We start from the raw sequence: 25,353 nt of genomic DNA on the forward strand, positions 1-25,353 counted from the left end.
TCGTTACTCTCTTGTCTTAAGGGCTAAAGTGATGTCAGCGCGCCCTAAATCGCGCCACACCAGCCAGCCGGAAGCGAAGGCAGCGGCCACCACAACGGCAACCGCCACGCCATAAGCTTTCGGCGCATAAACAACTGGAATTTGATAAAGGTCTGTAGAAAAACCGGCGGCGATCAATGCGGTCAAACTATTGCCCAGCAAAATGCCAACGGGCAACGCCACCAAAGTGACCACGCCCAATTCGCCCAACAGCACAAAGGCTGTCTCCCCGCGATAAAAGCCCATGACCCGCAAGCTGGCGAGATCTCTCGCCCGTTCGTCCTGCGCCACCCGCGCCACATTGTAAATAATGCCGAAGGTGATCGCGAAGGCCATGAACCCCATAATAAAGCGGGAAAACCCCGCCCCTTGGTTCATAATTTCCTGAAACGCCTGCTCTGCTTCTCGGCGCAAGCTCACACCTGCAACCATGGGCATGCCCTTAAGCGCGGCATAAACCGAATCTTGCGCCCCATCTTCGATGGCAATATAGGCACCCGAAACCCGGTTCGGTTCATTCATCAGCCGATTCAGCGCCGCAATATTCATATAAGCGGGCGAACCGATCAGACTTTCGGCAATGCCAGCAACCTGCGTGGTCACCACCATTTGGCTGCCCTCTCTTATATCGATGGTCAGCGCATCGCCAATCCCCACTTGCAACATGTCCGCAAGCGGTTTCGATAGCACAATACCTTTGTCCGGCAGCCGAATTGGCCTCACTTGAGAATCAAGCGCACGAAACAACTGCCCGTCGGGCGACAGCCCAGTGATTGCGCCAGAATGCTCATGGCGCCCATTGCGCAGCACCACCGCAACATTGCGCACCGGCTTTGCTAAGGTCACCCCACGCAATCGATCCAGCTCAAATAGCGTCTTCACGGGCGCATTGGTCACAAAGCTCACCGTCGCATCCGAACGGTCGATCACATTGAATGTCCGGTCCAATACTGTGTCAAAACCTTCATAAATGATCAGCATAGAGAGGCTCAGCGCCATCCCTGCCGCAATGCCAGCAACCGCGCCCAGCATCCGCCAGGGCTGCCGTACCAACCGCCGCACCACCATGCGTGAGGGTTGATCAAGAAATGCCATCAGCCAAGCACCAAATTGCCCAGCCTTGGAAAAATCAGGCGGCGCAGCCGGACGCATAGCCGCCGCAGGCGTCAGTTTAAACACCCGCCGTAGGGCAAACGCTCCTCCCAATGTCGCAACGCCTACGCTAGTCAAAATGCCCGAGGCAAAAGACGCTGGCTCCAACCGGAAAAGCAAAAATGGCAATTTATAGTAAGTAGTGTAAACCGGAACCGTCACCCGCCCGAGCACCACGCCAAGCAAACAGCCAAACAGAGCCCCAGCCAACGCGATAATCGCCACCAATTGCAAATAGTGAATGCTCACTTCAGTGTCGGTATAGCCAAACGCCTTCATCAAGCCAATTTCTTCACGCTCCGACTGGATCGTCCGGCTGGTGACAATATAAAGCAAAAACGCCGCCACCAGCATAAAGACGGGCGGCACATTCTTTGCGGAAATCTCCAACCCTGCAATTTCTTCTGATAGGAACCGATCAGAGGGATGATCTTTCAGGCCATAAGCGCCCGGTGAACCATATGGTTCCAAAACACGATCCACCTCGTCCAAAACAGCCTCAACAACCGCCCCACGCAGCAAAGTCATCAACACCTGATTGAACGCCCCCTCCAAATCCAATGCCGCTGCCAGCGCTGGACGGCCTATCCAAATCACACCAAACCGTTCATCATCGGGAATCATTTCGCCCGGCGCGGCGTAATAAATAAATTCTGGCGATTGCGCCGTGCCCACCACATCAAATGTGCGCCGCGTCCCGTTTAGCGTCACGCTGATCTGATCGCCGGGCAAAATATTGTGCGCGGTGGCAAAACTGTCCAACAATACAATTTCTTCGGCCTTGTTCGCGTCTGGCTTCCGTCCCGCCGTCAGTCGAATTTCATTGAGATGCCGCAACTCATGTGTAGGCAGAGAGAGTATCTGCGCCGAAACCGGAATGTCCCGACTTTCAACATCGATAAGCCCCATGCCCGTCAGTCGGGTCTGCACATTCGCGACACCGGGAATATCCTGCAATTGATGCGCAATATGCTCCGGCGCGCGCGCCACCGGCGCAAAGATTTGCGCAAATTGGTGCCGCTCATAATAAGCGTCGCGCGTCTGCGTCAGCGATGCAACAAATCCAGTCATCATCACCTGCAGCGCCACGCCAATGCCGATCACCAGCATGATCGCCAGCGCCTGCCCCTTAATCCGCCAAAGATCGCGGGTTAATTTGGCATGCAGCGGCCTCACCACTCAATCTCCTCGGCAGCCAGGCGTTTTTCATTCATCACCACTTCGCGAATGGCACCATCAGCAAAATGGATCACCCGATCCGCCATGGCCGCTGTCGCCGCCGCGTGGGTGATGATCAAAACGGTTGTCCCCAAACGCTCATTCACATCCTGCAACACCCGCAACACCGCCCGGCCAGTCGCGCTGTCCAACGCCCCGGTGGGTTCATCACAAAACAAAACGTCCGGTTGTTTGGCCACAGCACGGGCAATTGCCACTCGCTGCTGCTCACCGCCAGAAAGTTGCGCTGGAAAGTGGTCAAGCCGCTTGCCCAATCCCACCAGATGCAGCGCTTCATCCGGGTCCATTGGATTGTCGGCAATCTCCGTCACCAGTTCCACATTTTCGCGCGCAGTCAGGCTGGGCATTAAATTGTAGAACTGAAACACAAATCCAACATGGTTTCGGCGATATCGGGTCAATTGCCGATCATTCATTTCGGTCAAACATTGCTGGCCAAACCATGCTTCACCGCTGCTCGCAGTGTCTAAACCGCCTAGAATGTTCAAAAAGGTAGATTTGCCGCTGCCAGATGGTCCCAGCAGCACATCAATTTCGCTACGGCCAATCTCAAGGTCGACGCCACGCAACGCATGCACAGCCGTGCGGCCCTCACCATATGTTTTGGTGAGCCCTTTCATCAGATAAGCTCGGTCTATATCGGGTTGCGTAAAATCTGCCATGCCCCACCATAGAATCTTTTTGCATGGGCGAATTGACCGATATCAACTCGCCAATCATGGCAACAGCAGATCACAATCCTGTCATCGCGCCAAGTCACCTGAAACCATATTGTTGCACAACTCGTTTCATATACACTCGACACAATCAAAGGAGCTCGCCTGATGAAAAACGCCCTCACCCTTGCCCTGCTTGCCAGCGCACTTTCCGCGCCCGCATTGGCCCAAAATGATGCGGCATATGGCGGCCCTAAAAATGTGCCAGAGTTTCAACCCGCCTTTGAAAACCAAACCCGCGCGCCCATTCTGCAAAGCGATGTAGCCTTGCAAGTGGAAAATGTAGCGCAAGGCCTCAGCAACCCATGGGGCATCGCCGTGCTTCCTGATGGGGGCTATTTGGTCACCGAACGCGAAGGCCGCTTGCGCCTGATCACACCAGAAGGCGAACTCGTCAAAGCCCCCATTGAAGGCGTGCCCGCGGTCCATAATGTGCGCCAAGGCGGCTTGCTTGATGTGGCTTTGGCGGAAGATTTTTCTGAAAGTCGGGTGATTTTCGTCACCTATTCAAAACCAATGGAGGGCAACAAATCCGTCACCGCAGCCGCCCGCGCTGTTTTGTCGGAGGATATGACCAGCCTCACTGAGGTGCAGGATATCTTTGTGCAAAATCCGCCTTCCCCAACACCAATGCATTATGGCAGCCGCATTATCCCGCATAATGGCTATGCCTACATCACCACCGGGGAACATTCATCCCAGCAAGAACGTGTGTTTGCGCAGGATTTAGACAAAACCTACGGCAAGATCATCCGCGTAACATTGGACGGCAAAGCGCCAGAGGATAACCCTTTCTTCGGCCAGAAAGACGCCATCGACACGATTTACGCCCTTGGCGTGCGCAATGTCCAAGGCGCAGCCCTGCGGCCTGATAGCGATGAAATCTGGCTGTTAAGCCACGGTCCAAAAGGCGGCGACGAACTCAATAAATTGGAAGCTGGTGCCAATTATGGCTGGCCAGTGGTCAGTTATGGCGAAACCTATGGCGGTCGGCCCATTGGCAGCGGTGGACCACGCGCGCAAGGCTTCGTCGAACCCCGCTATTATTGGGACCCGGTGATCGCCCCCGGCGGCTTCGCCTTTAAAACTGGCGAAGAACTGTCTAATTGGAACGGCAACATCATCGCCTCGTCGCTCAATCCCGGCGGCATCGTCCGCCTCACTATGGATGGCGACAACGTAACAGGTGAAGAACGACTCCTGCCCGAACTCGGCCGCGTCCGCGACATTGAGATCGATAAGGATGGCTCCATCCTCGCCCTCACAGATTCAGGCAATGGCCGCGTGGTCAGGATTACCGCGCAGGATTAAACCAAGAAAAAAGGCCGGGGAAATCCCCGGCCTTCGCAATTCTTCAATGCGCCAAATTTAGTGCGCAACATTCACATTCGCAGCTTGCAATTGGCTCAATGCAGCAGACGACCGAAGCGCCGTATCGCGATCAATTTCAGCAAAATTCAGCACTTCATTGGTTAGGTAACCGAACCGTGCCATTTGCTGCGCATGTACTTCCAAAACTGAACGCGCATAAGCTGGCGTAAGCCCTTGTTTCCAAGGATCGCTTGAAGCTTTCTTGCCTTCAATGCCGAGTGTTTTGATCGCTTCGTCAGCCGCTTTTTTCAGTTCTTTCTCGTCAACACCAAGCCGCATATGGTCCGCAATGCGTTTAAATTGTCCATGTGGGTCAGCCAGCAAATCTTCAAACCGCACAGTCATATCCTGCGGCAATCCAGCCTCAGTCCAGCTCTTCACATTTTCAGACCAAGATCCCCAAGGCTCCATCGCATTTTGCTTGGTGGTTGGTTGGCGATATTCACTGGTTGCCAGCAATTTAATCGCATCCAACGGCTTGCGTTTGCCTGCATAAGCAAATGCCATCACCAAATTAAGCGGATTGCGCATCAAATAGATCGATCCGCCAGACACTTTAGTGTTGATGCTTGGCTCACCATAAAACTCCGCGCGCACCGCGTGGGTTTTGATAAAAGGCAAACCGGGATATTTCTTTGACAAATAGTCGTGAATTTTTGGCCGCGCCGCCGCAATTTCGGTTTCGCTCAGCTCTGTTGGCTCTTTGCCAATCACCTCACGGTAAAACCAAACATCTGTGTCCCACGGCACATCGCGATTGAGATATTCAAGGCTCGCCGGATCATTCGGACGATAGCCTTTGATTTTCGCAACCTGCTGCAAAAACGAACGGACCGCCAAATCGCCACTATGGGGATAAGACGCAATCCAGAATAATGGCCGAGCCTTGCGTTCACTCATATTCACTCACTCTAAATCAAATTATTGCAGCGCGTTTTACGCGCCTTTCACCATGCGGACAACCCTGCCCGCATGGGTTCGGTTAAAAATAATGGTTTACCCAACCATCTCATCCAAATCTTTTTCACGCAATCGGTCGAAAAATGGCTCCGGGCTATCCACTTCAAAAAGCCGCAACCGTGCGTCAATTTCAAAAAAGCGCGTGCCAATGGCGCGTACAAAATGGCGGTCGTGGGAAATCACCAAAGCGCTCGGCTCCCGCTCCACTATTTCCCGCTCCAATTGCTCACGACCATGAATATCAAGATGGTTCGTTGGTTCGTCTAACAAATAGAAGTTCGGCTCCGTCAATCGCAGCGCCAACAGCAGCAATCGCGTACGTTGCCCAAACGAAAGTTGCCCTATCGGCTGACTTTGCTGCTCATAAATATACCCAATATTGGCCAACATCCCTTTGGCTCGCTGATCCCCCACATCAAAGTGCTCCGTGATGTAGCTCAATGGCGATTGCTTGGCAGGCAGCATATCTAAATTCTGATCAGCATAGGCCACCACATTGGAGGGCGTGGTCCATATGCCCGGCACCTCTTCACCATCAAGCGCCCGCTTCACCGCTTTAATAAACTGCGTTTTCCCGCGGCCATTTTCTGCCAAAACAACAATGCGATCACCTTGATAGTGAAACAGCTTTTCAATCGAAAACAATCTGCGATCATCTGGCGTGGCCACCACGAAATTTTCAAAGCTCATCGCCACCTTGGCATGCGATCCGCGATTGGCCAGTGTCACATCACCATGCCGATCCTTATGCAAATCAGCGATACTGCCTTCAATTTTGGCCGCACGTTCTTTGAGTTGCTTGGCCTTGGTTTGCAGCAGATCTGACCCGCTATTGGTGCCGATGTTAAACAGTTTGGCCGCATTTGCGCGCAGGCGGTTGATTTCTTTTTGGTCTCGCTCCGCCTTGTCGCGCGCAGCTTGGTCCAATTCTTCAAGTGCAATCCGCGCATGAGAATAGGATACATCAAATTCCTGACATTCCCCCGGGCGCAAAAACAAAGTCTTATTGGTCACACTGTCCAAAAACGCACGGTCGTGACTGGTGAGTACTGTCACCACTTTGCCGCTCATCGCTTTCAGCACCCGTTCCACCAGATAGATTTTTTCCAAATCCAAATGGTTCGTTGGTTCATCCAACACCAAAATATCTGGCTCGCCCGCAAACAGTTTGGCCAACATCACCAATCGACGCCAACCACCGGAAAGCGACGAAAGAACCATTTCGCCATATTCATAAGGCACGCCCATATCATTCAGCGCCACATCGGCCCGCCACGCCTCAAAATCCTGCTCCTCGGGCGCAATGGCACTCAACACATAGTCACGCGCTGTCATGGGCAGACAGTCTTCCGGCAATTCTTGCGGCATATAGCCAATCTTTGCCCCACGAGAGGTGATGATTTGGCCGCTATGTGGCTCCAGCTCGCCCACAATTTGCCGCAGCAATGTGGTTTTGCCCTGGCCATTGCCAGCCACAAGCCCAAGGCAGTCGCCTTTATTGAGGGTCAAATCTAGATTTTGAAAAAGCGTTTCGCGCGCAACTGCAGAGATCGATTGAAATTGTAAAACAGTCATAATCTTCGTCACTTAATTGGCCAACGGCCATAAAATTCTGCGCCCCATGAAGAAGCGCGATCAAAGCGAGTCACAAAGATTGTTCGACCAATGCGCCCGCCCTACCCCAAATATTGAAGCAGGGCCCAACGTGGTCCGTGTGTTAAACGAAAATGGCGTGCCAAGCCAACGTCCTCCAAAAGCGATATTGCTTTTGTGAGCCTAATCAGATGTCAAAGCCTTGGCAAGATCACACAAAAAAGAAAATAAGCGCCAGCGCGACGGAAACAAAATGGCGCGGCATTTGGATATGGGCAAGTCGGTACGCAAAACTATTAAATCCGACTTGCGCCATCCAATTGGATATCGTCTCGGCAAAAGGTCCGGTTACGCTGGTTTTTGCTTTGACAATCATACGGGTACTCCAAACTCATCGACCGTATGTGGAGATTTTTATCAGCACGTTGTTAAAAAAGTGCTGACGCGCCAGAAAGATTTTATCAATAATTTCCGCACTTTAGCGCCGCATAAAGTTAAACAAACCTTTACCAATCAACCTCAATTCAATGGCTTCAAGCACTTACCAGTTTCATTCTGAAACGTCGCGCTGCAATCCATGCAATTTTCAGCATGTAAAAGATTCTTCGATAAATTTATTTTTCACGTAATTTCTAAAAATCGTCGATAAGTCGCGCAATCCGGTTATTTTCCGGGCCAAGTGATTGACCGCCCCCTAATCCCCGCAAATATGGTAATCAGAGCACTAGAGATGATTCGAGGCGGTAGCAAATGAACGATAGCGACGATCTGTTTTCAGCATTTGGCGGCGGCGAAGAGCCCAAAAAGACGACCAGCGCCAGCACTGAGAGCACATCTGCGCCTAAAAGCAGTGCGCCACTCCCCAGTGCCTCTAAAGAAGACAAATCTTATGGCGCCCAAGACATTGAAGTCTTGGAAGGCTTGGAGCCTGTGCGCCGCCGTCCCGGCATGTATATTGGCGGCACAGACATTAATGCCCTGCACCATCTGTTTGCTGAAATCATCGACAACTCGATGGACGAAGCCATTGCCGGCCACGCATCCCGCATTGAAGTGCATTTGGATGCCGAAGGCTATTTGGCCATTACCGACAATGGTCGCGGTATTCCGGTTGAGGAACACCCGAAGTTCCCCGGTCGCTCTACGCTAGAAATCATTATGACCACGCTGCACGCGGGCGGTAAGTTTGACTCAAAGGCTTACGAAACCTCCGGCGGTTTGCACGGTGTGGGTGTATCTGTGGTGAACGCCCTTTCTGACGATCTGATCGTAGAAGTCGCCCGCGACCAAACACTTTATGTGCAAAAGTTCTCGCGCGGCCATGCGGTCACTGGCATTGAGAATATGGGCCAAGTGCGCAATCGGCGCGGCACCACCATCAAATTCCACCCTGATGCCCAAATCTTTGGCGACAAAGCGAGGTTCGCGCCCAAGCGCATCTTTGAAATGTCACAAGCCAAGGCCTATCTGTTTGCTGGCGTTGAAATTCGCTGGTCTTGCGATCCTGAATTGGTTGAAGGCACAGACGTGCCGCCCAAAAAGTCATTGCACTTCCCCAATGGTCTTAAAGACTATGTGGAACACCGCATTGATGGCCGCACGCGCATTGTAGAAGAAATTTTTGCCGGACGCGCAGGCACACCGGGCAAACATGGCGCCGTTGAATGGGCAATCGCCTTCACTATCGGCGACAACTTTGTTGCATCTTACTGTAACACCGTGCCAACCCAAGATGGCGGCACTCACGAAGCAGGCTTGCGCGCAGCCATGTTGCGCGGCTTGAAAGCTTATGCCGAACTAACAGGCAACAAACGCGCGTCAATTCTGACAGCCGAAGACGTGCTGTCAAACTGTTGCGCCGTTCTCTCTGCCTTTATTCGAGAGCCAGAGTTTGTTGGCCAAACAAAAGACAAACTCTCAACCACTGAAGCGACAAAGATCGTTGAAAACGCCGTGCGCGACTCGTTCGACCATTGGTTGGCGGCCTCGCCAAACCAATCCAGCAAATTGCTGGAATGGAGCATTGAACGCGCCGAAGAACGTTTGCGCCGCCGTAAAGAAAAAGAAATCGACCGCAAAAGCGCGACCCGCCGTTTGCGTTTGCCCGGCAAACTTGCCGACTGTTCGCAAGGCGCAGCGCAAGGCGCCGAAATCTTTATCGTTGAGGGTGACTCAGCGGGCGGCAGCGCCAAGCAAGCACGCAATCGGTCTAACCAGGCCGTGCTGCCCCTTCGCGGCAAAATCCTCAATGTTGCGGGCGCAACCCGCGACAAGGTCACCGCTAACCAGCAAATCGCAGACATTGCACAGGCGCTAGGTTGCGGCACCCGCGAAAAATATCGCAGCGAAGATTTGCGCTACGACAAAATCATTATCATGACCGATGCGGACGTGGACGGCGCCCACATTGCTGCTTTGTTGATGACCTTCTTCTTCCAAGAAATGCCGGATCTGGTGCGCGAAGGCCATTTGTTCCTCGCCGTGCCGCCACTTTATCGCATCACCCAAGGCGCAAAAACTTTGTATGCCAAAGATGATGCCCACAAAGATAAATTGATGGCGGAAGAGTTTACTGGACGTGGCAAAGTTGAAATCACCCGATTTAAAGGCTTGGGCGAAATGCCGTTCCAGCATCTTAAAGAAACCACAATGAAACCGGGGTCTCGCACCCTCTTGCGCATTGATGTTGCAAGCCAATTTGATGAGACTAAAGACAGTATCGAACGTCTTATGGGCAACAAACCTGAGCTTCGTTTTCAGTTCATCCAAGAAAACGCAGCCTTTGTTGACGACCTCGATATTTAGGCTTTCCCCTCAATTCATCTTCAGTTCAGCCGGGGTTCGTTAAGAAAGATTCCCAATAACCCATTGACTTAACGGTTATTGTCGTTATGGTCTCGTGCGCGGGGCCACTAAACAAAACATGACCAACACAACTGGCTAAGTGGACGTATTTACTTGAGCGAACATTTTTCAAAACTTGGATTGAGCCAATCCGTTGTTAATGCTGTGTCTGATGCAGGCTACAGCCAACCAACGGATATTCAGCAAAAAGCAATTCCGCATATCTTGGAAAAACGAGATATTGTCGGCATTGCACAAACAGGTACAGGCAAAACAGCTTCGTTTGTATTGCCCATGTTGACCCTGCTGGAAAAAGGCCGGGCACGCGCCCGCATGCCGCGCACATTGATTTTAGAACCAACGCGCGAGCTCGCAGCTCAAGTTCATGAAAACTTTGAGAAATACGGCAAGAACCACAAACTGACCGTGGCCTTGTTGATTGGTGGCGTTTCCTTTGAAGAGCAGAATAAAAAGCTGGACCGTGGCGCAGACGTTTTGATCGCGACACCGGGCCGCTTGCTTGACCATTTTGAACGTGGTCGCCTGTTGATGACAGGTGTGGACATTTTCGTGATCGACGAAGCTGACCGCATGCTAGACATGGGCTTTGTGCCAGACATTGAGCGCATCAGCGCCCTGTTGCCAAAGCGTCGTCAAACCCTGCTATTCTCCGCAACCATGCCGGATGAAATTGCAAAATTGACCCATAAATTCTTGACCAATCCTGAGCGCGTGGAAGTGGCACGGCAAAATTCAACTGCCGAAACCATCACCCAAAAAGCGATCAAAGTTGGCTCAAAGCCGTTTGAAAAACGCGCAGCATTGCGCGCGCAAATCAATGCGGCAAAAGAACTGAACAACGCCATCATCTTCTGCAATCGCAAACGCGACATCGCCACCCTCACCCGTTCGCTCGAACGGCACGGGTTTAACGCTGGCGCATTGCATGGGGATATGGACCAGAAAAGCCGCATGGCCACATTGGATGGCTTTAAAGCTGGCACCATCAAAATTTTGGTGGCCAGTGATGTGGCTGCACGTGGTTTGGACATTCCTGAAGTGAGCCATGTTTATAACTTCGACGTACCAACACATGCCGAAGATTATGTGCACAGAATCGGTCGTACCGGTCGCGCTGGCCGTACGGGTGAAGCCGTTAGCCTTGTAACAAAGGCTGATGAGAAATATCTCAGCGCAATCGAAAAGCTGATCGAAAAAACGATTCCAATCGAAAATTTCGAACAAGAAGAATCAGCACAATCTAATTCTGATAAGTCGAAAAGCGAAAAGCCTCGGCGCAATCGCGGCCAAAAGAAGCAAGCCGCTGAAAACGCCGAAAAAAATCAGAAAAGCGCCTCGACAGAATCAGAAAAACCATCAAAGAATAACCGCAAAAAGCGTTCTGGAAATGACAACCAGGACCGGGTGCCATTTGGTCAATCAGATCAGGTGCCTGCCTTCTTGCTAAGGCCTGTTCGACGCGCAAGTTAACGGCGTTTTTAACGCAAAATTTATAGATCGCGCATTACAAACAGGGTGTGGGTAAATAAGCTTTGGGGAAATTGCATCAAATTGCAATTAACGCAAAGTCTGGTTCGGAATTAGATATGCTTGTATCTGAACATGATTATCAGCGTACTCTTGAGTACTCTTTTGCCGCTTTGGGCATGCTCAAGCGCGCGAAGATTCCGCCCTACCCGCACTTCTACGAACTTTGTTACACTTACGCATCCGGCATTAACGAGCAGCTCAACGAGCGGCTAAACATGCTGTTGGGCGAAGACAACACGCTTTCCATGGAAAATGTGTTGCAAGTCTATCGCGAGTTCTTTGACAATCCGTCAGATCTTGAATCACGTTTGACCAGCGTGTCGCAAGAAATGTCATCTAAAATTGACGCGGTTAATCGCGCCATGGATGACGCAATCGACACTGCCGAAGGTTATTCTGGTTCTTTGGATCAAGCTGAGCAGCAATTGCTTGGTGCGATTGACCAAGAAGCCCTGCGCATCTTGGCAAATAAGCTTTTAGCCGAAACCCACAAAATGCAGGAAGCCAACAAAAACCTCGAAGAAAAGCTCAAAGTGTCTAAGCAAGACATTTCCAGCTTGAAACGAGATTTGGACACGGCCCGCCGTGAAACCATGTTGGATCCGCTGACCAAAATTGCGAACCGCAAAAGCTTTGACCAACGCCTTAAGCAAGTCCTTGAAATCAGCAAGAAAACAGGCACAACCTTCTGCTTGTTGATGATGGATATCGACCATTTCAAAGCCTTCAACGACAATTATGGCCACCAAACTGGTGACCAAGTTTTGCGTCTTGTGGCCATGACATTGAAGTCAAATCTGAAAGGTCGCGATCATGCTTCTCGCTTTGGCGGTGAAGAGTTTGCTGCGATTTTGCCAGATACAGATATTCGTGGCGCTCGCTTGATTGCAGAAAAAATTCGTAAGGCTGTGCACGCCAAAGAATTGCTGAAGCGCTCAACAAACGAAAAGCTGGGCCGCATCACCGTTTCCATCGGTGCCGCGCAATATCGTCACGAAGAATCAATTCCAGAATTGATCGAACGCGCAGACGGTTGCTTGTACACAGCAAAACGCACTGGCCGTAACCGTGTAGTTTGCGAAACTGATGATGAGTTCCGCAAACCAAAAGTGGCGTAAGCCCTTAAAATTTCAAGAAAATTCTAGCGCTATTCCGCAGAAGCACGCGCTTCTGCCAAGGCTTTCAAATCTGCTGGCTCCAGCATAACGCTTTCGCCACACCCGCATGAACCTGTTTGGTTCGGGTTTTTAAAGGTGAATTCGGACCCAAGAAGCTCTTCCTTAAAGTCCATTTCCGTGCCCAGCAAAAACATGGTGGCTTTTGGGTCGACAAAAACTTCGACCCCATGCTCGCTCACATGGTCATCGCCAGGCGTTTTTTCTTTCACATAATCAAGGGTGTAGGCCATGCCAGCACAGCCAGCATTTTTCACACCCACGCGCACACCAATCACATCATCATCGCCCGATTGCGCAATAATGCTCTTCACCTCGTCGGCGGCGCGCTCTGTGATGCTCATGATTTTTAATGCCATTCTTACCACCAATTCAGGGCGACCATCGCCTCTTCTGACATGCGAGATTGATCCCAAGGCGGATCAAACACCATGTTGACCTTAACATCCTGCACACCTTCAACTGAGGCGACAGCATTTTCAACCCAGATGGGCATTTCGCCAGCAACGGGGCATCCTGGTGCGGTCAACGTCATATCGATCGTAATGTTCCGATTGTCGTCCAGATCTACTTTATAGATCAATCCGAGCTCATAAATATCGACCGGAATTTCCGGATCGTAAACTGTTTTCAGCGCACCAACAATATTTTCGGTCAGCTTCTCTAACTCTTCAGGAGAGAGATTCGAGCTCTCAGCAGAAATTGTTGCCGCGTTTGGGCTGAGCTGTTCTGCTTGTGCCATTTCAGTTTCACTCATGATCTTCTCCTAACCAAAGAATGTTTGCGCCTTGCCAATCGCGGCAACAAGCGCATCAACATCATCTTTCCCATTATATAGGGCGAATGAGGCACGACATGTAGAGGTCACGCCAAATCTTTTCAGCAAAGGCTGCGCACAATGGCTGCCGGCCCGCACCGCAACGCCATAGCGATCTAAAATGGTCGATAAATCATGCGCATGCACATTTTCGATAGCAAAGGAGAAAATCGCCCCTTTGCCCGGCGCATCGCCAATCAACCGCAAAGCGTTGATTTTCAATAGCTCTTGCCGCGCGTAGTCGCCAATTTCATCTTCATACGCTTTGATCTTATCGCGGCCAATGCTTTCAATATAATCGATTGCGGCGCCCAAACCAATGGCTTGCACAATCGGCGGCGTCCCCGCTTCAAACCGATGTGGCGGCTCAGCATAGGTCACATTGTCTTCAAACACGTCAGCAATCATTTCGCCGCCGCCCTGAAATGGCCGAGTGTCCAGCAAACGATCATATTTACCGTAAAGCACGCCAATGCCAGTTGGGCCATAAAGCTTGTGCCCGGTGGCCACATAGAAATCTACGTCCAAATCCTGCACATCAACAGGCAGGTGCACCGCCCCCTGCGAGCCATCCACCATCACCGGAATGTTGCGTGCGTGGGCAATTTCGGTCACTTTTTTGATGGGCACGATGGTCCCCATCACATTGGACATATGAGTTATGGCCACCATTTTGGTGCGATCGCTGATCGCGGCCTCAAAATCATCTAGGTCAAAGCTGCCATCTTCAGCCACATCAACCCATTTGATCACCGCACCTTGTCGCTCACGCAGAAAATGCCATGGCACGATATTGGAATGGTGCTCCATCTTTGTGATGATGATCTCATCACCTTCACCAATCTTTGGCCCCGCAAAGCTTTGTGCCACTAAATTGATCGCTTCAGTGGCAGACCGGGTGAACACAATTTCTTCCACCCGCTCAGCATTGAAAAACTTCTGCACCTTTGCCCGCGCATCCTCAAATGCTTCAGTCGCGCGGTTGGACAATGTGTGTAACCCACGGTGAACATTGGCATATTCGTGCGCATAGGCATGCTGAATGCGCTCAAGCACCTGATTAGGCTTTTGCGCAGATGCACCACTATCCAGATAAACAAGCCGATGCCCATTCACCTCTTCCTTTAAAATCGGAAAGTCTTCACGAATTTTGCCAAGGTCCAGCATAATTACTCCGCTGCCGCCAACCACGCATCAACGCGGTTTTCCAATTTGGCGTGCACTTGCTCATTTTCAATTTCGTCGAACAATTCGGCCAAGAAGGCTTTGATCAACATTGATTCAGCGTCCGCACGCGAAATGCCGCGGCTCATCAAATAGAACAAATGGTTCTCATCCAATTCGCCACAGGTCGCCCCGTGCGCGCACAGCACATCATCAGCAAAAATCTCAAGCTCTGGCTTCACCAAAACTTCGGCACGCTCTGACAACAGCAAACCTTGGCACATCATCTGCGCATCAGTTTTCTGTGCATCCGGCGCCACAATAATTTTGCCTTGGAAGATCGCCTTCGCACGATCCCGCACGATAGATTTAAAGCTCTCAGTGCTGGTGGTGTTTGGCACGCCATGGTTCACATTCAATGTGATGTCGCCATGCTGTTGGCCAACCAATAGATTCAGCCCGCCAAAGTCCGCATGCGCACCCTCGCCTTTAAAATCGGCTTTAATGTCTGTGCGGCCCAGCTGGAAATTAGAGTGCGTCACCAATGTCCGCAAATTGGCATCTTCATGCAAATCATAGCGGTTTTGCACGAACTGGCGCGCATATTTTGCATTTTGGTCAAGCTGAATGTGCAGCAAGTTGCTTTCCGCCGCCACGTCCATCGCAAAGTCAGCAAAGCGCAATCCGCTTTCATTGCTGCCTTCAAATGTCTCGATGATTGCCGCTTCAACGCCCTTGGCTGTGCGTACATTCACCTTGCTTGCCGCAACACTGTTGGCGCCATCATGCACTTGTGCAATGTGGATTGGTGTTTCAATTGATTTTGAAATCACAATCTCAATTTGGCTCTGCGCAAAACCATCCATCAAATTGATGATTTGATCGTGCCCAACAGTTCTGGCCACGTCAGCAGATTTAATCTCTACACCATCAATCGTGTCGGCATGCACCAAAGCACCATTCACCAGCACAATGCGCGAGAAGTCTTCAAACTGTTCGCTTGGCAAACCATCATTTGCTTTTGCCAAATTTGCTGGCACCTCACGCAACAAAGTGCGCAAGTCGGTATAGTGATATTCTTCAATGCGACGTGTCGGCAAACCATTCGCCGTCAGCGCCGCTTTTGCGTCTGCAGCACCAGCTGCTTGCAACAAATCCGCAAGCTGGTTTTCTGCATCCGTCAATTTCACAACATGTTGTTCCATGAATTTTGCTCCAGCGTTGGATTAAGCAGCAGTGCCGTCAAATTCGGCATAGCCTTTTTTCTCAAGCTCAAGCGCCAATTCGCGGTCACCGCTTTCCACAACACGACCATCAGAGAACACGTGCACACGATCAGGCACGATATAGTTCAACAAACGCTGATAGTGGGTGATCACAAGCATGGAGCGGTTTGCGTCACGCAAATGGTTCACGCCTTCAGAAACGATCTTCAACGCATCAATGTCGAGGCCTGAGTCTGTTTCGTCCAACACGCAAAGCGAAGGCTGCATCAATGCCATTTGCAGGATTTCCGCACGCTTCTTCTCACCGCCAGAAAAGCCAACATTCAATGGACGCTTCAGCATATCTTGGTTGATTTCCAACTGCGCAGACGCATCTTTAACAAGCTTCATGAATTCAGGAATTTTCAGTTCATCTTCGCCGCGTGTTTTCCGCTGCGCATTCAAAGCCGCTTTCAAGAATGTCATTGTGGCCACGCCAGGAATTTCAATCGGATATTGGAACGCCAGGAACAAGCCAGCAGCAGCACGCTCGTCTGCTTCCATTTCCAGCAAGTCTTTGCCCATGAACAAAATTTCGCCTTCGGTGACTTCGTAGCCATCTTTGCCCGCCAACACATATGAAAGTGTTGATTTGCCAGAGCCGTTACGGCCCATAATCGCGTGCACTTCGCCAGCCGGCAGGGTCAAATCAACCCCTTTCAGGATTTGCTTGTCTTCCTCTTCCACTTTCACATGGAGATTTTTGATTTCCAGAATTGGCGTTGTCATTTCAGTTCCTCAGTTCTCGCCCCGCAAGTTGGGCGCTTATGCGTCAATTTCAAAAGGCTTCGCTCACCACATATAGGTGATCACCAGCCAAACACTCAGAGCGGCAATTACACCTGCAATCCCGCCAATAATTTTATAGCCTTCGGGTTCTTCCGCTTTCACGCGGCCCGCCACCACATAGCCCATGCCAAGCCCGGCAATAATGGCGATGATGATCGTGCTCCAGCCCATTAGCCCACACTGCCTTCAAGGCTGATGCCAATCAGCTTTTGGCTTTCCGCCATAAATTCCATCGGCAAATGTTGCAGCACTTCGCGCACAAACCCGTTCACGATCAGCGCCACTGCCTCTTCTTCATTCAGGCCGCGTTGCTGACAATAAAACATCTGATCATCTGAGATTTTCGATGTGGTCGCTTCGTGTTCAAACACAGCGCTTGAATTACGGCTCTCAATGTACGGCACTGTGTGTGCACCACATTTATCGCCAATCAACAGGCTGTCACACTGGGTAAAGTTCCGTGCGCCAGTTGCTTTCGCATGGGCAGAAACTTGGCCACGATATGTGTTTTGTGAAACACCTGCCGAAATGCCTTTAGAAATAATCCGAGAAGATGTGTTCTTGCCCAAATGGATCATTTTGGTGCCGCTATCCACTTGCTGGTGGCCATTCGAAATCGCAATCGAATAGAATTCACCAACTGAATTGTCTCCACGCAAAATGCAGCTTGGATATTTCCAAGTGATGGCAGAACCGGTTTCAACCTGTGTCCAAGAAATCTTAGAATTCTTGCCGCGACAATCGCCGCGCTTGGTCACAAAGTTATAAATGCCGCCCTTGCCGTCTTTATCGCCTGGGTACCAGTTTTGAACGGTCGAATATTTGATCTCAGCATCATCCAACGCCACCAGTTCAACCACAGCAGCGTGCAACTGGTTCTCATCGCGCATTGGGGCCGTACAGCCTTCCAAATAGCTCACATAAGAGCCTTCATCAGCAATGATCAATGTGCGTTCAAACTGACCCGTTTTTTCTTCGTTGATGCGGAAGTAAGTTGATAGTTCCATCGGGCAACGCACGCCTTTTGGAATATAAACAAATGACCCGTCAGAGAACACGGCCGCATTCAATGTTGCGTAGAAATTGTCAGAGGTCGGAACAACCGAGCCAAGATATTTCTTCACCAATTCTGGGTGTTCTTTCACCGCTTCTGAGATCGAGCAGAAGATCACGCCAGCTTTGGCCAACTCTTCTTTAAAGGTCGTCACAACAGATACGCTGTCAAACACCGCATCAACAGCCACTTTCGCGCCTTCAACACCAGCCAACACAGCTTGTTCAGAAAGCGGGATGCCCAGCTTCTCATATGTGGCCAACAATTCAGGATCAACTTCATCAAGGCTTTTCGGCCCCGGTGTCGATTTTGGTGCGGCATAATAATAAAGGTCTTGGAAGTCGATTTCAGGATAATCGACACGCGCCCAGCTTGGCTCTTCCATTTGCTGCCAACGGCGGAAAGCTTCTAAACGCCATTCCAACATCCATTCTGGCTCATCCTTTTTGGCCGAAATGAAGCGTACAATATCTTCATTCAAACCCTTAGGGGCCAATTCCATTTCGATATCGGTCTTAAAGCCATACTTATATTTATCAACGTCAATTTCCTTGACCTGATCAATAGTTTCCTTAACCGCAGCCATTTCGAGACCTCTCTTTCATCATCCCATCAAACAGCGCGCGCGTTTGGATGCGCACTGTCTTTAAACTTCTCCGCAATCTGCGCACTGGCAGATAGAAATGCTTCAATATCATCTGGCGTGCTGTTCCAACCTACGCTCAGGCGTAACGCACAATCCGCCAAGTCTGGATCAACATGCATGGCACTCAACACATGTGAGCGCGACACTTTGCCTGATGAACAGGCAGACCCAGCTGAAAGCGCAATCCGCGCCAGATCATATTGAATCATTGAAATATTGTTCTTGATGCCCGGCAGCGCAAACGCGCTGGCCATGCCAGAACGGGGCGCATCTGCGCCAAAAAACACAACTTGCGGAAACAGCGCCTTCAAGCCCTCTTCCGCCTTCGCCACCAAATCCTGTGGCATTTGGGCAAAATTCTCTTTTGCCTGTGCAGCGGCAACGCCAAATGCAGCAATCAGCGCAGCAGATTCGGTGCCGCCGCGGCGCCCCTGCTCTTGTCCACCACCGGGGATCAGGCGCACATCATCAACGCGCGGCTTCAAAATCAATGCGCCAACACCAGCCGGACCACCAATTTTGTGCGCTGATACACTATAAAAATCTGCGCGAGATGGATCGAAATAAAACTCGACCTTGCCCGCCCCTTGGGCACCATCCACCAGCAGATAATGTTCCTTGTCGAACAGCAGCTCGCCAATCTCTTCAATGGGCTGCACCACGCTGGTTTCATTGTTCACTTGCTGCACAGCCACCAAAACGCGCTCATCTGCCGCATCAGCAGCAGCCAATTGCGCCTCAAGTGCAGCAAGGTCCAAAAGTCCATTTTCAAGCATTGGAATAAAGTCAAACGGCACTCCGGCGCTTTCAACTGCGCGGATCACCGCCATATGCTCGCCTGCGCCAACCAAAATCCGTTGGACTTTCTGGCTGCGGGCCAAGCCCCAAATCGCATGGGTCAGGCTTTCCGTAGCGGACCCTGTAAACACCACCCGTCCCCGCGCTGTGCCGCACAACAGCGCCACTTGGTCGCGGGCTTCTTCAATGATCGCACGCAGCTTGCGTCCATTCTCATGCACGGAAGAAGGATTGCCCGGAATCGCTAAAACATCCACCAACGCATCGCGCGCCGCAGGCAACAAAGGTGCCGAAGCGCTATGGTCTAGATATGTCACCGCGTTCCGCGTCATTGAAAAATTCACTCTTTTTCAGGGCCACAGGCCGATTCAGCCAAACAGTTCTTGAATTTTGCGCGCGACAATAGGTAAAAGAAGCGCACAATTATTGACTGTTGGGCGAAAAACTAGTTTTGAATAATTCTAAACTGGTTTTTCGCACTCACGTTTTAGGTAGCGTGCTGACATTCGTCAACCCTTTTCGCCGAACAATCCCTGCATTCGGCAAAAGCTTTTGGTTTTGAGTGGGGAAAGAAGGTCTCGTGTATGCCTGAAGTATTCTTTAATGGTCCCGCTGGTCGCCTTGAAGGGCGCTACCAACCCGCAAAAGACCCAAATGCGCCGATCGCAGTTGTGCTGCATCCGCATCCGGAATTTGGCGGCACCATGAACAACCAAATTGTTTATAATCTTTTTTACATGTTCGCCAAACGCGGCTTTTCTGTGCTGCGCTTCAATTCTCGCGGCGTTGGTCGGTCTCAAGGCTCGTTTGACCATGGTGTTGGCGAATTGTCTGATGCCGCTGCTGCGCTTGATTGGTTGCAAACCTTGAATAAGGAAAGCCCTGGCGTTTGGATCGCTGGCTTTTCGTTCGGTGCATGGATTGGCATGCAGCTTTTGATGCGCCGTCCAGAAGTGGAAGGCTTTATCTCTGTTGCGCCACCAGAAAATCTTTATGACTTTGCTTTCTTGGCTCCTTGCCCATCTTCTGGCCTGATCATTCATGGCGAAAAAGACCGCGTGGCACCACCAGAAGCAGTTCAAAAGCTTGTTGATAAGTTGCAACAGCAAAAAGGCATCACAGTGGAACAAAAGATCGTTGAAGGAGCTAACCACTTCTTCGAAGATCGCATTGATCCATTGATCGAAGAATGCGCCGAATACCTCGATCGTCGGCGTGAAGAAATCGCCCAAGGCGGTGGCCGTTAGCAAACCTGCGCGGCAAAATATAAAAAAAATAAAAGGAAAAGCTTATGACCTACAAATCCGACTTTTTGCGCACGCTAGAAGAGCGCGGATTTTTGTATCAGCTTTCTGATGCAGAAGGCCTAGACAAGAAACTGTGTGAAGGTCCGGTAACAGGTTATATTGGCTTTGACGCAACCGCAAAGAGCCTGCACGTGGGTAACCTCGTGCAGATCATGCTGCTCTATTGGCTGCAAAAAACAGGCAACAAGCCTCTTGTTTTGATGGGCGGCGGCACCTCCATGGTGGGCGACCCGACAGGCAAAGACGAAATGCGCCAAATGATGACGCCTGAAATCATTGAAGGCAATAAATCAAGCATTCGCGAGATCTTTGCCAATGTGCTGGACTTTGGTGATGGCCCGACAGATGCGACTATGCTCGACAATGCTGAGTGGCTTCTAAAGCTCAACTACATTGATTTTCTGCGTGATGTAGGTGCCAAAATCTCCATCAACCAAATGCTGACACGCGAAGCCGTGAAGCAACGTTTGGATCGCGAACAATCTTTGAGCTTCTTGGAGTTCAACTACATGATTTTGCAAGGCTACGACTTTGCTGAAATCAACAAGCGTTATGGCTGCACCCTGCAAATGGGCGGCTCAGACCAGTGGGGCAACATCCTTTCTGGTGTGGATTTGGCACGTCGATTGAACGGTGCAGAATGTTTTGCGGTCACCACACCACTCATCACCAAATCTGATGGCTCAAAAATGGGTAAATCGGTTGCAGGTGCTGTGTGGCTCCGGGCGGACATGCTGTCGGTTTATGACTACTGGCAGTTCTGGCGCAACACAGGCGACGCGGATGTTGGCAAATTCGCCAGATTGTTCACAACCCTCCCCTTGGATGAAATCGCCCGCTGGGAAGGCTTGGAAGGCAATGAGCTGAACGAAGTCAAAAAGCAATTGGCCATCGCCGCCACCGCCATGATCCACGGTCAAGAAGCCGCAGAAGAAGCCGCTGAAACAGCGCGCCGTACGTTCGAAGAAGGCGCAATTGATCTAACGCTACCCACTGTGGAAGTGACCAAAGCTGAGTTCAACGAAGGCTTGGGCATCTTAAATGCCTTCGTCACTGCTGGCCTCGCCGGATCAAACGGCGAAGCACGCCGCCTGATCAAATCAGGCGCCCTCAAGGTGAATGACGAAAAGGTCGATGATGAACGCGCCACACTGGGCGAAGGTCAACTTCTGCCTGAAGGCGTCATCAAACTATCAGCCGGCAAAAAGCGGCATATCCTGCTTAAGCCTGCCGAATAGGCACATCGCAATAACTAAAGAAAAGCCCGGCCATCGCGCCGGGCTTTTTTGGAGCTAATTCTGCACCTGTTCCAACGCACGCTCAGCTTCAGGATCGCCCTTCGCTTTAAATTCGAAGATCTGGCGGAAAACACCCGGGGCCAGAATTGAAGCTGGATTGATCGAGAATTGCGGATCATCCAGCGGTCCACGCACCGCAAATGTAACCCCAATAAGCCCTTCGCCATCACGGCCACCCAAAATCGCCCCAAGCAGCGGCAGCTTCTGGAAGATATTGTTCAAACCGAACAGCGGGATGTAGGTGCCCACCAAATCATATTGGCGACTGCCTGTATAAATATTGCCCCGCAATGTGCCACCAATTGTGCCGCCATCAAGCGCCCCCTTGGTCACGGTAATCACGCCATCACCGCCGGTGAACTCAATTTCAGCCTTGCGGAAACGCAATTGGTTTTGCCGCTCAATCAGCTTTCGGCTGTCCCGGTGGTTACCCAAAACCAGCGCAACCTTTTCCTCGTCCGCAATCGCAAACTCATTAAGCGTAAAGCCGCCAGAGATTCGCCCAGCCTTATCGTTGATGTTCAGCACAAGGCTGCCCACACCATTCAACAAACGCGGATAAATACCGATAAAGCGCAACAACGTTCCCAAATCATTGGATGCCGCCACCATAGACCGACCGGATTGCAGCGGATTGGTCGTAATCGACACTGATTTATCATTGCCGAACGAAGATTGCATATTCACCGTGCGGAAATCTGCCCCGCGGAACACAAACCGCCCTTTGGTGTTAAACGCAGTCGTTTTGTAAAAGCCCAAGGCCCGATCCAGCGAAATATCAATATCGATGATTTGATCTTCCGCATTCGAAGTGGCCGCAGAAGTGCCTTGATCCAACCCGAGGAAGCGCCGCAGCATGGGCTTCAAATCAAGCTGTTCGCCCGAAAGATTGACCTTAAAGCCCCCCTTGACCGGCGACAAAGACACTCTTGCCTTATCGCCTGGGTTCAGTTGGAAGGTAGACATTTCAGCATTGGTCAGTCCGTCCTCAAAATCATATTCAAGGCCACCTGCAATCCGCACATTGCCGAAGCGTAAATCAATTTGCGGCACATCTACATGATCTTCAGCCAACCGCAATTCAGCGTTCAATTGGCCAGCAACGCCCGCCTTTTTAGAAACACCAAGTTCCGAGAATTTCAGCGCCGCATTGGTCAAATCCACAGCGACCTGAATGTCGTCACCCACCGGGCGGCCAACAACGCGGATTGGCCCAGTCACAAATTGTGACACATCAAAGCCAAGCTTCTTCCGTTCTTTCTCGGTCAAAGTGGCGGACGCAGTGATCACCGGATCGCTTTCATCCTCAGCCTCAATCCGCAAATCGGCCAGCACATCATCAACGCGTACGCGGCCTGATGCCTGATAACCTTCTTGCGAGGCTGTAAACTGCAGATCCCCCTCGCTAACCGCATAGCCTTCAATCGGCACATCGCTCGCAAAGTCCTGCACGCTGCCATTCAACGTATAATCAAGGCCCTCCGGCTTGCCGTCACCAAACTGCGAAATCGTCGCAATCACATTGATGTCGGCCGCGCCAGTCAAATCCTCTGGCTTATATTCAAGATCAAAATCTTCCAGCAAATTCAGCGGCTCTTTGGAAGCAATGGCAATCAAAGTGCTCACATCACCTTCAAGGTCACCTGAAATCTCGAACACCTGATCCTTAGGGAAAGTATTGCGGTTCAAATAGGCCGCATTGGTGATCTCCACCTGCCCCGCCGCATCGCTTACCAGTCCACGGTCAAAGCCCATTTCTATAAAATGGTCTTTCACTTTAATGGTCGTGGTGCCCACAATATCAATCGTTGGAAAACCCGGCAGCGGCAGCAAAGAAACATCTTGCGCCGTCCCCAAAATGGTCAGACCGTCTTTTGGGATGGGCTTATCTTCACCCTTTTCACCAATGGTCCCCACCGGAAAATCAAACCGCATCTTCGCGGTGTTCAGCCGACCATCGGAAACATTTTCCACAAACCATTCTCGCGCTTCCCGCGCCAGAAAATACGGCCATAGCCGCTTCAAACTGTCCGCATCCATGCCGCGGGCCACCATGGCCAAGTCAAGCCCAATGCCCGCCTGCAAGACATCAACCCGGCCATCCGCCTGCAAACTATATTCGCCAGTATTGATCGTCACCTTATCAATGCCAATCGCGCCATAAACAGGCGCAGACCAGCCATTGAATAGAATGTTCGGAATCACCTTCTCAGGCGCATCCATATCGTTCGGATGCAAATAGACATTGGCCAGTTGCATGCCGATGCCAACCGTTGGTCCGTAAAGCTCGTCCAAACCGAGCGCAAATTCGCCTGAAATATCAGCGTAGCTTTGCCCCACTTCAATGCGTGTCGGCGACAGGAAATAACGGCTCTCGCGCGGCTTCCATTCCACTTGCGCCACTTCGGATTGCACGGGAAAAACATCACTCTCAACCGCCGCCAATGTGCCGCTCACATCCACATCAAACTGGCCGAGATAAACGCCCTTATCGTCAAAATTCACGTCAAAATCGAGCTTTGATCCGCCTTTCAGCGCAAACACGCCATCTTGATCATCCAAAAATGGCATCAGCAATGCCAAATCTAAATTCTCAAAGCTGCCACTCACGCGACGTTCTTGCCCGGCTTCCATGGTCCAGAAAAAACTGCCCGACGTGCGGCGACCTGCTGCGCTGAAGCGCGAGAACATGGAAACGCCATTGTCATAGGCCAGCAACTCAAGCTCAACATAATCAAGCGAGCGATATAGCTGATAAATCCGGTCAAGCACATCAATGCGCCCACCGCTGACAGTCAGCTTGCGATAGGCCCCATCTGCTGTGTTTTCCGCAAACAGCGCAAGCAATCCTTCCAACCCATTCACGGCCTCAATGGCCCATGCATTGTCAGACTTGACCTTGAGCGCCTCATCGCCCGAGCGCAGGCTAAGCCCTTCATCACCCACGGTAACGTTCAGGCCAGATTGGCTGCCCACCTGCAGGCGAACCGTTGGCGTGTCACCCACGCTTTCTTCATCAAATTCAAGGTTGGCTAGGTTGACCCCGTTAAAGTCCTGCACCAATTGCACATGCGGCTCACGCACCTCCACCTCAATAGCAGGACGACCGGAAAGCCACGCAGGCATAAACCAGCGTAAATCCACATTTTCAGCCACAAATTGCGCACCAGATTGCTCGTGCCAAACCCGCAATTTATTGAGGTTAAGTGCCGGTATCCAACCTTCACGCAGGGTCAGGCCAGCCTTCTGGAAATCTGCCGCATAGCCCTCAGGCAATTGCTCTTCAATTTTTTGGGCAACCAAACCATGTACACCGGGAAAAGACACAACGTTCAACGCGAGAACGATCACAGTCACCGCAATAAGCGCCACAAATGCCCCGGAGAAATGCACCCGCTTGCGCTTGTGTAAGGGCCTTGTGTCTTTGGGTGGTTTCGCGCGTTTTTTAGTTTGTCTCATTAATGGCTTTTATGCTGCGGGTTGAATTGTCTCAGCTACAATGGCAAATGATTGAGCAGGCTAGTTTTTGGCTCATAAGTCTCAAAATGGGCTGATCTGTGGCCAAACTGAATCTT

20 protein-coding genes are annotated in these 25,353 nt (G+C 51.1%); 7 read left to right on the plus strand and 13 right to left on the minus strand.

Going from position 1 to position 25,353, the window contains the following annotated elements; all coding sequences use genetic code 11:
• Positions 1-3: 3 nt before the first annotated feature.
• On the minus strand, positions 4-2,370 hold the full coding sequence (locus tag ATL17_RS02005; protein WP_166638861.1) for an ABC transporter permease: 2,367 nt from the start codon (positions 2,368-2,370) through the stop codon (positions 4-6).
• A complete protein-coding gene (locus ATL17_RS02010) occupies positions 2,364-3,092 on the minus strand; it encodes an ABC transporter ATP-binding protein (protein WP_133571103.1) in 729 nt (242 codons plus the stop codon). The genes ATL17_RS02005 and ATL17_RS02010 overlap by 7 nt, the downstream gene beginning before the upstream one ends.
• Before the next feature lie 162 nt (positions 3,093-3,254).
• On the opposite strand from ATL17_RS02010, the gene ATL17_RS02015 reads away from it, so the two are divergent.
• The gene (locus tag ATL17_RS02015; RefSeq protein WP_133571104.1) at positions 3,255-4,457 is read left to right on the plus strand and encodes a PQQ-dependent sugar dehydrogenase; all 1,203 of its coding nucleotides are present in this window, start codon (positions 3,255-3,257) and stop codon (positions 4,455-4,457) included.
• A 57-nt stretch (positions 4,458-4,514) separates the two neighbouring features.
• On the opposite strand, the gene ATL17_RS02020 is transcribed toward ATL17_RS02015, so the two are convergent.
• Both ATL17_RS02020 and ATL17_RS02025 read right to left on the minus strand, forming a co-directional pair.
• On the minus strand, positions 4,515-5,417 hold the full coding sequence (locus ATL17_RS02020) for a sulfotransferase domain-containing protein (protein WP_133571105.1): 903 nt from the start codon (positions 5,415-5,417) through the stop codon (positions 4,515-4,517).
• 96 nt (positions 5,418-5,513) lie between these two features.
• Positions 5,514-7,052, minus strand: a complete 1,539-nt coding sequence (locus tag ATL17_RS02025; protein ID WP_133571106.1) for an ATP-binding cassette domain-containing protein — start codon at positions 7,050-7,052, stop codon at positions 5,514-5,516.
• A gap of 220 nt (positions 7,053-7,272) precedes the next feature.
• Here ATL17_RS02025 and ATL17_RS02030 point away from each other — a divergent pair, with 220 nt between their 5' ends.
• From ATL17_RS02030 to ATL17_RS02045, 4 genes are all read left to right on the plus strand, one after another.
• Positions 7,273-7,629 (plus strand): hypothetical protein, encoded by a 357-nt coding sequence (locus ATL17_RS02030; protein WP_166638862.1) that lies wholly within the window; start codon positions 7,273-7,275, stop codon positions 7,627-7,629.
• Positions 7,630-7,820: 191 nt separating this feature from the next.
• A complete protein-coding gene (gene parE, locus ATL17_RS02035; RefSeq protein WP_133571108.1) occupies positions 7,821-9,875 on the plus strand; it encodes a DNA topoisomerase IV subunit B in 2,055 nt (684 codons plus the stop codon).
• A gap of 153 nt (positions 9,876-10,028) precedes the next feature.
• Complete coding sequence (locus ATL17_RS02040; protein ID WP_133571109.1) at positions 10,029-11,405, plus strand: DEAD/DEAH box helicase; 1,377 nt, start codon at positions 10,029-10,031, stop codon at positions 11,403-11,405.
• A 116-nt stretch (positions 11,406-11,521) separates the two neighbouring features.
• Complete coding sequence (locus ATL17_RS02045) at positions 11,522-12,583, plus strand: GGDEF domain-containing protein (protein ID WP_133571110.1); 1,062 nt, start codon at positions 11,522-11,524, stop codon at positions 12,581-12,583.
• Positions 12,584-12,612: 29 nt separating this feature from the next.
• On the opposite strand, the gene ATL17_RS02050 is transcribed toward ATL17_RS02045, so the two are convergent.
• The 8 genes from ATL17_RS02050 to ATL17_RS02080 all read right to left on the minus strand — a co-directional run bounded on the left by ATL17_RS02050 (position 12,613) and on the right by ATL17_RS02080 (position 19,505).
• Positions 12,613-12,999, minus strand: a complete 387-nt coding sequence (locus ATL17_RS02050; RefSeq protein WP_246028616.1) for a HesB/IscA family protein — start codon at positions 12,997-12,999, stop codon at positions 12,613-12,615.
• A gap of 2 nt (positions 13,000-13,001) precedes the next feature.
• Positions 13,002-13,397 (minus strand): SUF system Fe-S cluster assembly protein, encoded by a 396-nt coding sequence (locus tag ATL17_RS02055; protein ID WP_133571111.1) that lies wholly within the window; start codon positions 13,395-13,397, stop codon positions 13,002-13,004.
• Between the two features lie 9 nt (positions 13,398-13,406).
• Entirely contained in the window at positions 13,407-14,624 is a 1,218-nt protein-coding gene (locus ATL17_RS02060; protein WP_133571112.1) for a cysteine desulfurase, read from the minus strand.
• Between the two features lie 2 nt (positions 14,625-14,626).
• On the minus strand, positions 14,627-15,826 hold the full coding sequence (sufD, locus tag ATL17_RS02065; protein WP_133571113.1) for a Fe-S cluster assembly protein SufD: 1,200 nt from the start codon (positions 15,824-15,826) through the stop codon (positions 14,627-14,629).
• Positions 15,827-15,847: 21 nt separating this feature from the next.
• Positions 15,848-16,603 carry a Fe-S cluster assembly ATPase SufC gene (gene sufC, locus ATL17_RS02070; RefSeq protein WP_133572168.1) on the minus strand — a complete coding sequence of 252 codons (756 nt, stop codon included), beginning with the start codon at positions 16,601-16,603 and terminating at the stop codon, positions 15,848-15,850.
• Between the two features lie 75 nt (positions 16,604-16,678).
• Entirely contained in the window at positions 16,679-16,846 is a 168-nt protein-coding gene (locus tag ATL17_RS16860) for a hypothetical protein (protein ID WP_166638863.1), read from the minus strand.
• The gene (sufB, locus tag ATL17_RS02075) at positions 16,846-18,315 is read right to left on the minus strand and encodes a Fe-S cluster assembly protein SufB (RefSeq protein WP_133571114.1); all 1,470 of its coding nucleotides are present in this window, start codon (positions 18,313-18,315) and stop codon (positions 16,846-16,848) included. The genes ATL17_RS16860 and sufB overlap by 1 nt, the downstream gene beginning before the upstream one ends.
• A 26-nt stretch (positions 18,316-18,341) precedes the next feature.
• Positions 18,342-19,505 carry a cysteine desulfurase family protein gene (locus ATL17_RS02080; protein ID WP_133571115.1) on the minus strand — a complete coding sequence of 388 codons (1,164 nt, stop codon included), beginning with the start codon at positions 19,503-19,505 and terminating at the stop codon, positions 18,342-18,344.
• A 252-nt stretch (positions 19,506-19,757) separates the two neighbouring features.
• Between ATL17_RS02080 and ATL17_RS02085 the strand changes: the two genes are divergently transcribed.
• Together ATL17_RS02085 and tyrS are read left to right on the plus strand one after the other, a co-directional pair.
• On the plus strand, positions 19,758-20,420 hold the full coding sequence (locus tag ATL17_RS02085) for an alpha/beta hydrolase (RefSeq protein ID WP_133571116.1): 663 nt from the start codon (positions 19,758-19,760) through the stop codon (positions 20,418-20,420).
• Between the two features lie 44 nt (positions 20,421-20,464).
• Positions 20,465-21,718 carry a tyrosine--tRNA ligase gene (gene tyrS, locus ATL17_RS02090; protein WP_133571117.1) on the plus strand — a complete coding sequence of 418 codons (1,254 nt, stop codon included), beginning with the start codon at positions 20,465-20,467 and terminating at the stop codon, positions 21,716-21,718.
• A gap of 54 nt (positions 21,719-21,772) precedes the next feature.
• Here tyrS and ATL17_RS02095 read toward each other — a convergent pair whose 3' ends face one another.
• Entirely contained in the window at positions 21,773-25,237 is a 3,465-nt protein-coding gene (locus ATL17_RS02095) for an AsmA-like C-terminal domain-containing protein (RefSeq protein WP_133571118.1), read from the minus strand.
• Positions 25,238-25,353: the final 116 nt, after the last annotated feature.

Origin of the sequence: Maritalea mobilis (assembly GCF_004363175.1) — a bacterium.
Lineage (GTDB): Bacteria > Pseudomonadota > Alphaproteobacteria > Rhizobiales > Devosiaceae > Maritalea > Maritalea mobilis.

Coding starts and splice junctions, on each gene's coding strand:
- ATL17_RS02095 (WP_133571118.1), bottom strand. CDS start 25,237: ATGAGACAAACTAAAAAACGCGCGAAACCACCCAAAGACACAAGGCCC.
- parE (WP_133571108.1), top strand. CDS start 7,821: ATGAACGATAGCGACGATCTGTTTTCAGCATTTGGCGGCGGCGAAGAG.
- ATL17_RS02060 (WP_133571112.1), bottom strand. CDS start 14,624: ATGCTGGACCTTGGCAAAATTCGTGAAGACTTTCCGATTTTAAAGGAA.
- tyrS (WP_133571117.1), top strand. CDS start 20,465: ATGACCTACAAATCCGACTTTTTGCGCACGCTAGAAGAGCGCGGATTT.
- ATL17_RS02045 (WP_133571110.1), top strand. CDS start 11,522: ATGCTTGTATCTGAACATGATTATCAGCGTACTCTTGAGTACTCTTTT.
- ATL17_RS02010 (WP_133571103.1), bottom strand. CDS start 3,092: ATGGCAGATTTTACGCAACCCGATATAGACCGAGCTTATCTGATGAAA.
- ATL17_RS16860 (WP_166638863.1), bottom strand. CDS start 16,846: ATGGGCTGGAGCACGATCATCATCGCCATTATTGCCGGGCTTGGCATG.
- ATL17_RS02050 (WP_246028616.1), bottom strand. CDS start 12,999: ATGGCATTAAAAATCATGAGCATCACAGAGCGCGCCGCCGACGAGGTG.
- ATL17_RS02025 (WP_133571106.1), bottom strand. CDS start 7,052: ATGACTGTTTTACAATTTCAATCGATCTCTGCAGTTGCGCGCGAAACG.
- ATL17_RS02015 (WP_133571104.1), top strand. CDS start 3,255: ATGAAAAACGCCCTCACCCTTGCCCTGCTTGCCAGCGCACTTTCCGCG.
- sufB (WP_133571114.1), bottom strand. CDS start 18,315: ATGGCTGCGGTTAAGGAAACTATTGATCAGGTCAAGGAAATTGACGTT.
- ATL17_RS02085 (WP_133571116.1), top strand. CDS start 19,758: ATGCCTGAAGTATTCTTTAATGGTCCCGCTGGTCGCCTTGAAGGGCGC.
- sufD (WP_133571113.1), bottom strand. CDS start 15,826: ATGGAACAACATGTTGTGAAATTGACGGATGCAGAAAACCAGCTTGCG.
- ATL17_RS02020 (WP_133571105.1), bottom strand. CDS start 5,417: ATGAGTGAACGCAAGGCTCGGCCATTATTCTGGATTGCGTCTTATCCC.
- ATL17_RS02080 (WP_133571115.1), bottom strand. CDS start 19,505: ATGACGCGGAACGCGGTGACATATCTAGACCATAGCGCTTCGGCACCT.
- ATL17_RS02055 (WP_133571111.1), bottom strand. CDS start 13,397: ATGAGTGAAACTGAAATGGCACAAGCAGAACAGCTCAGCCCAAACGCG.